This is a genomic window from Proteus sp. HMSC14B05 (genome assembly GCF_001808035.1).
GTDB lineage: Bacteria > Pseudomonadota > Gammaproteobacteria > Enterobacterales > Enterobacteriaceae > Proteus > Proteus mirabilis.
Genome location: NZ_KV791993.1, coordinates 69,482 through 82,262, shown reverse-complemented (window position 1 = coordinate 82,262; position 12,781 = coordinate 69,482). Strand labels below are relative to the sequence as shown.

The 12,781-nt window shown below is 39.2% G+C and carries 11 protein-coding genes; 1 reads left to right on the top strand and 10 read right to left on the bottom strand.

Annotated elements, in window-relative coordinates; genetic code table 11:
• Positions 1–4: 4 nt before the first annotated feature.
• Positions 5–778, bottom strand: coding sequence for a tRNA uridine 5-oxyacetic acid(34) methyltransferase CmoM (gene cmoM / locus HMPREF3129_RS11285; RefSeq protein ID WP_004244596.1), 774 nt, complete (start codon positions 776–778; stop codon positions 5–7).
• A 379-nt stretch (positions 779–1,157) separates the two neighbouring features.
• Between cmoM and elyC the strand changes: the two genes are divergently transcribed.
• The gene (gene elyC / locus HMPREF3129_RS11280; RefSeq protein WP_070487040.1) at positions 1,158–1,988 is read left to right on the top strand and encodes an envelope biogenesis factor ElyC; all 831 of its coding nucleotides are present in this window, start codon (positions 1,158–1,160) and stop codon (positions 1,986–1,988) included.
• A 123-nt stretch (positions 1,989–2,111) separates the two neighbouring features.
• Here elyC and kdsB read toward each other — a convergent pair whose 3' ends face one another.
• From kdsB to cmk, 9 genes are all read right to left on the bottom strand, one after another.
• Positions 2,112–2,873, bottom strand: a complete 762-nt coding sequence (kdsB, locus tag HMPREF3129_RS11275; protein ID WP_004244594.1) for a 3-deoxy-manno-octulosonate cytidylyltransferase — start codon at positions 2,871–2,873, stop codon at positions 2,112–2,114.
• A 4-nt stretch (positions 2,874–2,877) separates the two neighbouring features.
• The gene (locus tag HMPREF3129_RS11270) at positions 2,878–3,057 is read right to left on the bottom strand and encodes a Trm112 family protein (RefSeq protein ID WP_004244593.1); all 180 of its coding nucleotides are present in this window, start codon (positions 3,055–3,057) and stop codon (positions 2,878–2,880) included.
• A gap of 414 nt (positions 3,058–3,471) precedes the next feature.
• Positions 3,472–3,687, bottom strand: a complete 216-nt coding sequence (locus HMPREF3129_RS11265) for a cold-shock protein (protein ID WP_004247631.1) — start codon at positions 3,685–3,687, stop codon at positions 3,472–3,474.
• Between the two features lie 495 nt (positions 3,688–4,182).
• Positions 4,183–5,184, bottom strand: coding sequence for a tetraacyldisaccharide 4'-kinase (gene lpxK / locus HMPREF3129_RS11260; RefSeq protein ID WP_004244590.1), 1,002 nt, complete (start codon positions 5,182–5,184; stop codon positions 4,183–4,185).
• Entirely contained in the window at positions 5,181–6,926 is a 1,746-nt protein-coding gene (gene msbA, locus HMPREF3129_RS11255) for a lipid A ABC transporter ATP-binding protein/permease MsbA (protein WP_004244589.1), read from the bottom strand. The genes lpxK and msbA overlap by 4 nt, the downstream gene beginning before the upstream one ends.
• 36 nt (positions 6,927–6,962) lie before the next feature.
• Positions 6,963–9,332, bottom strand: coding sequence for a DNA internalization-related competence protein ComEC/Rec2 (locus tag HMPREF3129_RS11250; RefSeq protein ID WP_036920031.1), 2,370 nt, complete (start codon positions 9,330–9,332; stop codon positions 6,963–6,965).
• Between the two features lie 414 nt (positions 9,333–9,746).
• Positions 9,747–10,034, bottom strand: a complete 288-nt coding sequence (gene ihfB / locus HMPREF3129_RS11245) for an integration host factor subunit beta (protein WP_004244587.1) — start codon at positions 10,032–10,034, stop codon at positions 9,747–9,749.
• Between the two features lie 64 nt (positions 10,035–10,098).
• Positions 10,099–11,772 carry a 30S ribosomal protein S1 gene (rpsA, locus tag HMPREF3129_RS11240; RefSeq protein WP_036920030.1) on the bottom strand — a complete coding sequence of 558 codons (1,674 nt, stop codon included), beginning with the start codon at positions 11,770–11,772 and terminating at the stop codon, positions 10,099–10,101.
• A gap of 181 nt (positions 11,773–11,953) precedes the next feature.
• Entirely contained in the window at positions 11,954–12,631 is a 678-nt protein-coding gene (gene cmk / locus HMPREF3129_RS11235; RefSeq protein WP_004244585.1) for a (d)CMP kinase, read from the bottom strand.
• Between the last annotated feature and the right edge of the window lie 150 nt (positions 12,632–12,781).

The following is a 12,781-nucleotide window of genomic DNA, read 5'->3' as shown; positions in this document are numbered from 1 at the left end:
ATCCTTAATTTACACACTTTTGTGCCATGACATGAATGTAACGCCCCAGACTGATATAGGGCTCTTGCCGACAATAGCGTTGCTCTAAGGCAAGCAACGCTGGAAAATCTTTATTTTGCAACTGACGACTTTGCAAATAGTCATGAAAAACACGCACTCCCGTTTTTCCTAAAATCGTCATTGAAAATGACGCTAACCATTGATAAACATCCTCAGGTTGTAGCGGATTTTGTGGGGATAATGAGCGTTTTCTTCTGCGTGGTATTTCCGGATTTGCCAAATGGAAATTTCCCAAAATAGCATTTCTCATGACAATGCCATTCGCATTGTAAAACATTAACGATAGGATACCATTAGGAAGTAGCATATCGGTAAGTACATTTATGGCGTTTTTCTGATCTGTGATCCACTCTAATACGGCATGGAATAGAATTAAGTCAACACCATCATCTAGATGCTGGTTTATCTCTTGTGCTGCACAACAAATAAACGTCATTTGATTGACAACACCTTCATCAATAGCCGCTTCTTGTGCGCGGTTAAGCATCTCTTGTGATAGATCACATAAAATTATCTGGTGCCCTAATTTTGCCAGTTGTCTGGAAAAATAACCTTCACCACCCCCCGCATCTAAAATACGCAACGGACGATCAGGGAGTTGAGTTAATAATTGTTGTAAATCATCCCAAATCACCGCTTGGCGGATTTTTCCTTTTGTTGTGCCATAGATATTGCGAGAGAATTTATCAGCAATATCGTCAAAATTACGGTCTGACATTAAAACGCCTCATGATAACAACTTGTTACTTGCGCTCTTTGCATTCTGATAAATTCAAAAATATGAGACACTGTACTGAAGGTAAACAAAGACAACAATTTTACCAGTGTTCGATGATACTGGCTGTTTTCAATCACAAAATAAGCCATGAATCAGATTATTCGCAAAGCGCAGTATAAATATAACGCTTATTAATGAAAAAATTAACGCTCAAACGTTTATCGTTTTACAATTTCTAAATTAGTGAGTATTTCTGTTCGTTAGCATTTAGTAAAAACTATACTTATACGCTATTTTGACACAATGCTTTATCAATCCCCTAGTTTTCACTAGATTTTTACTCTCAGTTGCTGACATTTCACTCAACTTAGGAAGATTTATGCTGTTTTTGCTCAAAAAATATCTTGGTAGCCTAATCATGCCACTACCGCTGTTATTAATAATTGCTTTTTTTGCGCTTATTTTACTGTGGTTTACTCGTTGGCAAAAAACAGGAAAAAGCGTACTCACTATCGTGATTGTGTTACTTACGCTGTTAGGCATGCAACCTGTCGCAGATACTCTATTGATGCCGAGTGAAAAAGCGTTTCAAGCACGTTATGAATTACGCGAAAACTCACCACAAGATGTTAACTACATTGTCGTTTTAGGGGGCGGTTTTACTTATAATCCTGAATGGGCTCCTAGTGCTAACCTGCTAAATAATAGCTTATTTCGTGTTGCTGAAGGCGTAAGGCTTTATTATCGTTATCCTAATGCCAGCTTAATTTTTACCGGTGGTGCCGGCGTCAATAAAATAAGTAGCGCCGAAGTGGCTGCACAAGTTGCACAATCATTAGGTGTTCCAGCAGAAAAAACGATCGCCCTTTCCCAACCTAAAGATACCGAAGAAGAAGCGTATGAAGTGGATAAACTTATCGGTAAACAACCTTTTTTATTGGTGACCTCAGCAAACCATTTAGCGCGGGCAGAACGTTTCTTTTTAGCTAGAGGTATGCACCCTATTGTTGCACCTGCTTATCAGCTAGCCATTACTACCCCTCTGCATCCTTGGGAAAAATATACCCCTTCCGCGTATTATTTTCAGCATAGTGAGCGAGCATGGTATGAATTTATCGGCTCGATTTGGCAAACCATAAAACCTAGCGAACCATCTAGTGTAGAGGCGGTTATTGAGAATAAAAATGAAGCTGACAATGGCATAAAATAGCGTATGAAGAATGAGATCATTAGGTAAAAAAGTAATCAATCCTCTTTTTTATCGATGGAAGAAAACAACAACGGCACTGAATACCAGTGCCGTTAAACATTAATTTGCAATATACTGCAAATATTAGAACTCTTGGTTTAGTGCCCGAAAAGCGGCTCTCGCGGCAATTAAGTCATCTTGAGTATCAACCCCGACACCCGGTACTTCAAGCGCTTTTGCTACATGGATTTTCTCGCCATACCACAATACACGCAGCTGCTCTAACATTTCGATAGACTCCAATGGGCTTGGCTCCCAAGTAATATAACGACGAATAAAGCCTGCACGATAAGCGTAAATACCGATATGACGTAAGTAATGCTCGCCTATTTCATCATGAGAGAGATTAAAACGATCTCTTTCCCAAGGAATAGTGGCTCGAGAAAAGTACAGTGCAAAACCTTTCGCATCCATAACCACTTTTACAGCGTTAGGATTAAAGGCTTCTTTTGAGTCGACGATAGGCACAGCAAGAGTTGCCATACCTGCACCACAATTAGCTAAATTTTCTGCCACTTGCGTAATAATTGCGGGTGGAATGAGTGGTTCATCGCCTTGTACATTAACGATTATCTCATCATCTGCGAATTGATATTTTTCGATAACCTCAGCTAAACGCTCTGTACCTGAGTGGTGGTCTTCACGGGTCATACACGCTTCTCCACCCGCTTGTTCAACAGCGCGAACCACATCTAAGTTATCAGTTGCAACAATGACACGTTTAGCACCTGAACGCTTTGCTTGTTCCATAACACGAACAATCATCGGTTTGCCATGAATATCAGCAAGTGGCTTACCGGGTAACCGAGTCGACGCATATCGACCTGGGATAATGACCGTAAACATTAGGTTATTTTTCCTCTTCTAATGACAACTCTCTGGCTTCATTCTCTAGTAGAACCGGAATATTGTCACGAACAGGATAAGCGAGATGATCAATTTTGCAGATAAGCTCTGAATTTTCTTTATCAAAGATAAGTTTGCCATGGCAAACTGGGCAAGCAATAATTTCGAGTAAGCGGTGATCCATTTTGTCCCTCACAAGGGTTAATCATGTTATAGGATAAAAGGATATCATAAGGAAGGATCAGCGTTAATACTCTACACCGCGGGTTTGGTAATTATTCGCTAAATATTTTCTCTATTAATAAATTTACTATTTTCTTTTTCACTATAAGCAACAAAAAAGCCACAATAATGTGGCCTTTTATCGTTTTGTCTGCAACATCATTAATAAAGAATTACATTCCGCTTTTATTGATAATAATTTAACCTTTTTATTATCTTTATTGCATTCTAATTAACGTGGCAACCATTTTATATTACCTTGAGCAATCAGTGATAACGTCTTATTTTATCCTTTTTGCATCAACGTAATGATAGATTTTAATTAAATCAATAGGTTAAAACATGGTCTCACCCATTTATTATAGGTGTCGACTATTTAGAACCCGATAACATCAGCGGCTTCTAGACCTGCTGCTGTTTTGATAACAGAAAACTCAACGTCTTGGCCTTCGGTTAGTGCTTTATTTTTTGTATTGGCAATCGCTTTTTTATTGACGTAAATATCTTGTTCAAGATCTTTTGCAACAATAAGACCATATCCTTTATTATTGTCAAACCATTTTACGCGACCCATTCTTAATTGTAATGTCATGATAGATAAACTCCTTTTGTTCTTTGTATAGTTTTTATCTTCTATACACATGCATTCTACTTTTTATTAAGTCTTCTTATATAAAACCCCATTAAATTCTGAACACATTAATTTAAGTAGTGCATTTTATTATTCAATATAAATGTTCAAAATCGTGATAGCTAAATTAGATAACTATTTATTGAACAGACACTAAACTACAAAATATTCATGACAAATATATGACATATTCTATATTGTAGCCTGTACCTATCAATAAACTTGCTTGATATAAATGATAAAGTAATTTCTATTCGAAAGCATTTTAACTATCAAGCATGAATAATATCCACAGCATAACAATATTAACTCTACAATAAAGATCTAAAAACTCTCCACACAAGGCTTTTGAGTAGATAGGGTATTAGCGAGTTAAATTGAACTACGACAAAAGCGGTATGCGATTAGTGGGTAGGTAATCTTTATGTAACGCTATCCTGATTTCCATTATAAATATCATTGTTTCAGATCATATACAAGTTTTTTTCGCGTTGTCACTAATTGGCTGACTTGATTTAGCACAGATAGATCTTTCAATACCGCACTGACAGGCAAATACCACCAGTTGTTTTGCGCAAAATGCTGGCATTTAACTGCGTCTTTTTCTGTCATAATCAGAGGCTCTTGGTGAGGCGTCAGTATTTGTAACTCTTGTAGGGTATATTCACTATGATCATTAAAGGCTTTAGTTGCAATTAACTTAACCCCTTTATCTTGCAAGGAATTAAAGAAACGAGGAGGATGACCAATCCCTGCCATAGCAACTGCATTACCCAACTCAGTAATGGCTTTTTTCTCACCTGTCTTTAGATTTACCGCGATTTCTCCCTCTAAACTCATCGCTATTTCATTCGCTTGACAATCACCACCATTGACAATAACCGCATTAACAGAATCAAGACGATGAGCGCGCTCTCTCATCGGCCCTGCGGGCAACCACCAGCCATTACCAAAACGCCGTTGTCCATCAATAACGACGATTTCATAATCTCGCTGTAGGGCATAATGCTGTAATCCATCATCAGTAATAATAATATCAAGATCATATTGCGCTAATAGCGCTTTGACTGCATCACTGCGAGAAGGTGCAACGGCAACAGGTACGCCAGTGCGATGATAAATTAAAACCGGTTCATCTCCTGCGACGGCCGGCTGTGTTTCTGGCGACAATAATAAAGGATATTGGTCTGATTTCCCGCCATAACCACGAGAAACAACCGCAGGTTTAAAGCCTTGTGCTTTTAATTGCTCAACAAGCCAAATCACCACTGGTGTTTTACCATTACCTCCCGCCGTTAAGTTACCTACCACAACAACAGGTACGGGGGATTTCCATGAGGACAACCAGCCTTGTTTATAGGCAAAACGCCTAAAAAGGCTGATCGCCCCATAGAGCCATGAAAAAGGCAATAAAAGAAGGTAACACCACGATTTACCAGACCAAATCCGCTCAATCATTTGCCAAATTGCATCCTGTGTAGCTGAGCATAAACGCCTTTTCGCTCAATTAAATCAAGATGAGCACCACGTTCAACAATTTCCCCATCTTCAATCACTAAAATTTCATCTGCTTTTTCAATGGTTGATAGACGGTGAGCAATCACTAATGATGTTCTATTTTTTTGCAGTTCATCAAGTGCAGCTTGAATTGCCCGCTCTGATTCAGTATCTAATGCTGAAGTTGCCTCATCTAAGATAAGAATAGGCGCATCACGCAATAGTGCCCTTGCAATGGCAATACGTTGACGCTGACCACCTGATAACAACACGCCATTTTCACCAATTTCAGTATCGAGACCATTATCTAATTTTTGGATAAAGTCCATAGCATGGGCCATTTTAGCCGCTTTCTCGATATCCTCACGGGTATATTGGTCTTCACAAGCATAAACAATATTGTTTGCTACCGTTTCATTAAACAGATGCACATTTTGTGAAACTAACGCAACCTGATTACGTAGTGATCTTAATGTGTAATCACGAATATCGTGACCATTGATCAAAATCTCCCCTTCATTAACGTCATAAAAACGAGTGAGGAGGTTTGCAATGGTAGATTTACCTGAGCCTGAACGCCCTACTAGTGCCACTGTTTTCCCTTCAGGAATAGTGAAGGACAGATTTTTCAAAGCAGGTGTATCTTTGGTGATATATTGGAAAGTGACATTACGGAACTCAATATCACCTGTTGGTTTTTTCAGCTCAAGGGTGCCAGTATCTTTCTCTTGTTCCATATCAAGGATAGCAAATAATGTTTGGCAAGCAGCCATGCCTCGTTGGAATTGAGCATTAACGTTAGTTAATGATTTTAATGGGCGCATTAAAGCGACCATTGAAGAGAAGACCACCGTAATTGTCCCTGCAGTCAGGGTATCCATAATCTCAGGAAAACTGGCTGCATATAAAACAAAGGCTAAAGCAAAAGAAGCAATAAGCTGGATAATGGGATCTGATATAGAAGATGCCACCACCATACGCATACCTTGGCGACGAATATGGTTACTGACATGATTAAAGCGCTTATTCTCAACTTCTTGACCATTAAAAATTAAGACTTCTTTATGGCCTTTAAGCATTTGTTCAGCACTTGTTGTCACCTGCCCCATACTATTTTGGATACGCTTACTGATGGTTCTAAAGCGTGTTGATACCATTCTGATCACCACCGCCACAATAGGTGCGATCACAATCAAGATAAGTGATAACTGCCAGCTATAGTAGAACATCAGGCCAAATAAGCCGATGATATAAGCCCCTTCACGGACAACAGTGATCAAAGCCCCTGATGAAGATGAAGCGACCTGTTCTGAATCATAGGTAATACGTGATAATAACGTACCTGTAGATTGCTGATCAAAAAAGCTCACCGGCATTCCCATAATATGAGAAAACAGCCGACGGCGCATATTCATCACGACTTTTCCTGATACCCAAGAAAGGCAGTAACTAGAAATAAAGTTAGATATACCACGCAGAACTATCAGGCCAATAACGGCTAAAGGCATCCATTTTAATACATCATTACTTGCTTTACCGAAACCTTCATCAAGTAGAGGTTTCAATAAAGAGATCATAAATGCATCAACACCCGCATTTATGATTAATGCGCCTGCTGCAGCAAACAACCCCGCTTTAAAGATCCGAATCATCGGCCATAAGCGTCGGAATGTTTGCCACGTTGATAGGTCTATATCATTCATATATATTACCAAACTTTTAATAAATAGCGGGCTATTCTACTCGGGAAACGTCAAAACACCAAACCACTGATGATACCAACGAGGTAAAATATCTCGTCTATAGGTGTATACATCAATCTTTCCGTGTTTAAACTCGATAGAAATTTGCCCATTTATCGATGTTGTTAGCCAATCAATGGCCTCTTTTTTATAACGGTTATGTACTTTATCAGAAGGTAAACGCCAAGGGCTATAACGTGCAGCAGAAACTAGTGCATATTTTGGTGATATTGCTTGAATAAACGCCAATGTGGATGATGTTTGGCTACCATGATGAGGAACTTGTAAAATATCCGCTTTTAAATAGGCTTTTTTCCTTCTCAGTAATTGTGCTTCCCCCTCTTTTTCCAGATCGCCTGTTAATAAAATAACACTGTTACCATCCGTTAATGAAATCACACAAGAATCATTATTTTTAGGTGAACGAGATAATGTCAGCGGCCAGAGCGCGTTGAAAGTAAGGTCTTTCCATTGCCATACTCCCCCTTGTAAGCACGGTAAATGTTGGGGATTGTCAAAACTACTACGGATAGTTAACTTGGGATAAGCACGTAATAAGTCGTCAATACCACCGGTATGATCAAGGTGATCATGGCTAATTATCATGGCAACAGGTTGTAATCGATGATGCGTTAGATAGGGAATAATGACATTTTTAGCAATAGAGCCACCACTTTTCCAGCGTATCCCTGTGTCATAGATAACCGCTTCTCCCTCTTTTTCAATAATAATAGCTAAACCATGTCCAATATCTAACATGGTTATTCGCCAATCATAACGTTTAGAGAAAGACAGTTCACAATATAAAAACGTAGCAATAGTGATCAAAATAATCACATGATGACGCCACCAGCTCATTTTGATAACTAAAAGAGTCATAATACCGCTTAATGCAAATAACCAGGGGACAGCGCCACAGGGTTGCCAATACCCAAGAAAATAAGGCGCACAGAAAAATGCCCAATTGATAGACTGATCAACCCATGACCAAATAATAGGTTGTAGAACAGGTAAAAAGGCAGTAAATAGCCCACACATAATAAGTGGTACGGTAATAAACGAAATAATAGGCACAGCCCATAAATTAACAAGCAAGCTAAAAAGATTACCACCACCAAATAAGTAGTATTGAAAGGGTAATAAGATGATCAATAGTCCTAGTTGCAAATGAATGAGTCTAATAACAAACCAACGTTTTTGCTGGCTAAATCTTTTATTTAATGGATAGAGCCAATACCAAACAATGATGGCAAATACCGCAGAAAAGGATAACCAAAAACTAGCGGATAATATGGCGAGCGGATCAAGCAATAAAATCACTGCTGCACTCCAAATCGCCCACTGCCAAGGTAAAAAAAGCCCACTACGCCAATGGAGTAAAACCCAAATAGTTAGGCCTATTATCGCTCTGGTTGCGGGGATCCCCCATCCTGATAAAGCCGCATAAAAAACACCACAACCTAAACTAATAACCAAAGGAAATTGTGGGTTAATCCATTGCGTTGGGAAAAGATATTGTACTCCTCTCGCTATCAGCCAACCAAACAGAGCAGCAAGGCCAATATGCAGCCCTGAAATCACAATAAGGTGCGAAATACCTGTTTTCATATAAAGTATTTTATTTTCGGCAGAAATACCTCGTTTATCACCTAACACTAATGCTGTGATTTCACCACTATTTTTTGTGGCTTGCCAATAAGATGAAAGATAGTGAATAAATTGAGTATAAATAGGAAGGTGAGAATTCGTTAATGTGGCTGATAATATTTTTCCTGACAATGTTTCTCTTACTGAAACTGCATATTTTTGGCTATCAAATCCTCCCTCATTTAAATAACTATGTACTGCACGAAAGTGAATTTTAAACAGCCATGTTTGCCCGACTACGACATTTTTAGGTGGATGACGCCAATATATATTGGCATAGAGTTTAGCAGAAAAGAGATGCTGTTTAGGAATAGCAACTTTAATCATTATATTGCTATCCGGCAAGCGACGATATTCTAGAATTGCGCTTTCTATTGTGGCAATGGTGTCAGCAAGTTGAGAGGTTTTGACCATTAAAGAGGAGGCAGTACTGTTTGCATAGCACCAAAAACAGAGTAATAGCAACAAAAAACGTAAGTATGAAAAAGGAATTAAATATAACAATATCCCTACGATAATCAGTGTATAACTCAGGGATAAACTCAGTGTTTCACGTTGAATAAGTAAAGGTAAGCAACTTAATATAATGATAGTGGCAAGATAATCTATATTAAGAGGTTTTAGCCCTAGCATTGTAATATATTTAGCATAAAGATAATGCCATTTTATTAATGCTATTTTATTTCTATAAATATATTTTATCTTGGCTAATAAAATCATATTTTACATCCATATAATTAATTTTTCCTTGTAATATCATGCTGTTAAATTGTTATCTAAGATAGTTAAAATCGTATTTTTTTCGAACTCTCTTTTAATAAAAACTTTCGTTTTAAGCGCATACACTATTTTTTGCGAAGTTGTTCTAAAAAGTGATGGAATAACGGCAAATATCAAAATTAACTCAAGCCAAATAGATAAAGATCACGTAAGGTAAGCCCAATGTCTTACAACAATCGCTAATAAAGAGAATATAGAGAAGTGATAAAGAATATAGAGAATAGAGAATAGAGAATAGAGAATAGAGAATAGTAGAACGTAACTTAATACCAACCGATAACCCAATAAAAAACGGCACCGAAGCACCGTTTTTGAAAAAGTTTACTAACTTTATGCCTATTTGATAGGAAACTATTATTCCGTATAAATATTTACACGGTCACGTAACTCTTTACCTGGCTTAAAGTGTGGAACGTATTTACCTTCCAGCTCTACCTTATCACCAGTTTTCGGGTTACGACCCGTACGCGGCGCACGGTAGTGTAGAGAAAAACTGCCGAATCCGCGGACTTCGATACGCTCACCATCAGCCAAAGTATCAGCCATATGATCAAGCATTTCTTTTACAGCTTCTTCAACCGTCTTAGCCGAAAGATGAGATTGTAGGCCTGCAAGTCTCTCGATTAACTCAGACTTGGTCATATTACCTCCCTAGACTACCGATAAATAGGCAACGACTCTCGTTGCCTTCCGTTAATAACTTAAATTATTCGCCTTTAGCTGCTTTGAAAGCTTCAGCCATAGCGTTGTTTGAAAAACCAGCTTCTTCTTTGTTGTTTACAGAAGCGATAGCGTCTTTCTCATCTGCTTCGTCTTTAGCACGAACAGACAGGTTGATAACGCGGTTTTTACGGTCAACACCAGTGTATTTAGCTTCTACAGCATCGCCAACATTCAGAACCAGAGTTGCATCTTCAACGCGGTCACGTGAAGCTTCTGAAGCACGTAGGTAACCTTCAACGCCGTCAGCTAATTCTACAGTTGCGCCTTTAGCATCAACAGCAGTTACTTTACCAGAAACAATAGCACCTTTTTTGTGAGCAGACAGGTAATTATTGAATGGATCTTCTGATAATTGTTTAACGCCCAGAGAGATACGCTCACGCTCAGCGTCAACTTGCAGTACTACTGCAGCGATTTCGTCGCCTTTTTTGTACTCACGAACAGCTTCTTCACCTGCAACATTCCAAGAAATGTCAGATAAGTGAACCAGACCGTCAATACCACCGTCTAAGCCGATGAAGATACCGAAGTCAGTGATAGACTTGATTTTACCTTCAACACGGTCGTTTTTGTTGTGAGTTTCTGCGAATTGCTGCCATGGATTTGCTTTACACTGTTTCAGACCCAGTGAAATACGACGACGTTCTTCATCGATGTCAAGAACCATAACTTCAACAACATCACCAACGTTAACAACTTTAGATGGGTGAATGTTTTTGTTAGTCCAATCCATTTCAGAAACGTGTACCAGACCTTCAACGCCTTCTTCGATTTCTACGAAGCAACCATAGTCAGTCAGGTTAGTTACACGACCAGTCAGTTTAGTACCTTCTGGATAACGTTTAGCGATAGCTACCCATGGATCTTCGCCCAGTTGTTTCAGACCTAATGATACGCGAGTACGCTCACGGTCGAATTTCAGGACTTTAACAGTGATTTCGTCGCCAACATTGACAATTTCGCTTGGGTGTTTAACACGTTTCCAAGCCATATCAGTGATGTGCAGTAAGCCGTCAACACCGCCCAGATCAACGAATGCACCGTAGTCAGTAAGGTTCTTAACGATACCTTTAACTTCCATGCCTTCTTGCAGGTTTTCTAACAGTTGATCACGTTCTGCGCTGTTCTCAGATTCGATAACCGCACGACGAGACACAACAACGTTGTTACGTTTTTGGTCTAATTTGATGACTTTGAACTCAAGCTCTTTGTTTTCCAGATGAGTTGTATCGCGAACTGGGCGAACGTCTACCAGTGAACCCGGTAAGAACGCACGAATGCCGTTCAGTTCAACAGTGAAACCACCTTTAACTTTACCGTTGATGATACCAACAACAATTTCGTTTTCTTCGTAAGCTTTTTCCAGCATCAGCCACGCTTCGTGACGTTTAGCTTTCTCACGAGACAGAACGGTTTCACCGAAGCCATCTTCAACCGCGTCCAGAGCAACGTCAATTTCGTCACCCACTTGGATTTCTAATTCGCCTTGCGCGTTTTTGAATTGTTCTACAGGAATCGCAGATTCTGATTTCAGACCTGCATCAACCAGAACAACGTCTTTATCGATAGCAACAACAACGCCACGAACGATTGCACCTGGACGAGTTTCGATTGTTTTTAGGGATTCTTCAAAGAGTTGAGCAAAAGATTCTGTCATGTTAATGATCTTCAAGTAAATTTAATTAACGTCCATTTAGCATCCGGCCGAATGGGGTTGTTTCACATACCTCGTTACATCCTTTGTGACAAGGTCATCGGGCATTATTGTGTATTCATTAACACGTCAACCCGATTTTAATAATTACCTAGTATAAACGAAATAAAAACGAATTACGCTGTTAATTGCAGATTTTTTTCGCATAAGCTAACGATTTTTCAATAACTTCATCAATAGATAAGCTTGTTGAATCGAGAATTAATGCATCTTTTGCCGCAACCAAAGGCGCTACTGCGCGATTTCTATCACGATAATCACGCTCTTTTATCTCGGATAAAAGGCGCTCAAAGTTAACATTAAAGCCTTTCTCCTGCAACTGTAACATGCGACGACGTGCACGCTCTTGCGCACTGGCATCAAGAAATATTTTTACTTGCGCATCAGGAAAAACGATTGTGCCCATATCTCGGCCATCAGCAATTAATCCCGGTGCAGTACGAAATGCACGCTGACGGCGTAATAATGCTTCTCTTACGCGAGGAAACGTTGCTGCTTGTGACGCTGTGTTGCCAACGGTTTCAGTACGAATTTCGGTTGAAACATCTTCACCTTCCAGAATAACACTTAATCCATTTTCATTAGGAATAAAGCGCACATCCAAATTCGCCGCTAAAGGCACTAATGCATCTTCTGATGTAATGTCCACATGATGATGTAATGCTGCTAATGCTAATACACGGTAAATAGCACCGGAATCAAGTAAATGCCAACCAAAGGCTTTTGCTAATGCTTGACACAATGTTCCTTTACCTGCTCCGCTAGGCCCATCAACAGTAATTACAGGGACGATAACCGCCATGAGTTTCTCCTTTTCATGGGTACTGTTTTTCTATATTTACTGCCGTGAACCTATGGCGTTCTACAACATAAGCTCTAAACAGAGAAAAACAGTATTAATATATTGCGCGTCATTATACGCATACTCTCTAGAGGAGGAAACAAGCAGTTA

What these genes read in the sequence shown, in the direction of transcription:
- HMPREF3129_RS11265 (WP_004247631.1), bottom strand. Translation starts at nt 3,687, where the DNA reads ATGACATTACAATTAAGAATGGGTCGCGTAAAATGGTTTGACAATAAT.
- cmk (WP_004244585.1), bottom strand. Translation starts at nt 12,631, where the DNA reads ATGGCGGTTATCGTCCCTGTAATTACTGTTGATGGGCCTAGCGGAGCA.
- cmoM (WP_004244596.1), bottom strand. Translation starts at nt 778, where the DNA reads ATGTCAGACCGTAATTTTGACGATATTGCTGATAAATTCTCTCGCAAT.
- kdsB (WP_004244594.1), bottom strand. Translation starts at nt 2,873, where the DNA reads ATGTTTACGGTCATTATCCCAGGTCGATATGCGTCGACTCGGTTACCC.
- msbA (WP_004244589.1), bottom strand. Translation starts at nt 6,926, where the DNA reads ATGAATGATATAGACCTATCAACGTGGCAAACATTCCGACGCTTATGG.
- ihfB (WP_004244587.1), bottom strand. Translation starts at nt 10,034, where the DNA reads ATGACCAAGTCTGAGTTAATCGAGAGACTTGCAGGCCTACAATCTCAT.
- lpxK (WP_004244590.1), bottom strand. Translation starts at nt 5,184, where the DNA reads ATGATTGAGCGGATTTGGTCTGGTAAATCGTGGTGTTACCTTCTTTTA.
- elyC (WP_070487040.1), top strand. Translation starts at nt 1,158, where the DNA reads ATGCTGTTTTTGCTCAAAAAATATCTTGGTAGCCTAATCATGCCACTA.
- HMPREF3129_RS11270 (WP_004244593.1), bottom strand. Translation starts at nt 3,057, where the DNA reads ATGGATCACCGCTTACTCGAAATTATTGCTTGCCCAGTTTGCCATGGC.
- rpsA (WP_036920030.1), bottom strand. Translation starts at nt 11,772, where the DNA reads ATGACAGAATCTTTTGCTCAACTCTTTGAAGAATCCCTAAAAACAATC.
- HMPREF3129_RS11250 (WP_036920031.1), bottom strand. Translation starts at nt 9,332, where the DNA reads ATGATTTTATTAGCCAAGATAAAATATATTTATAGAAATAAAATAGCA.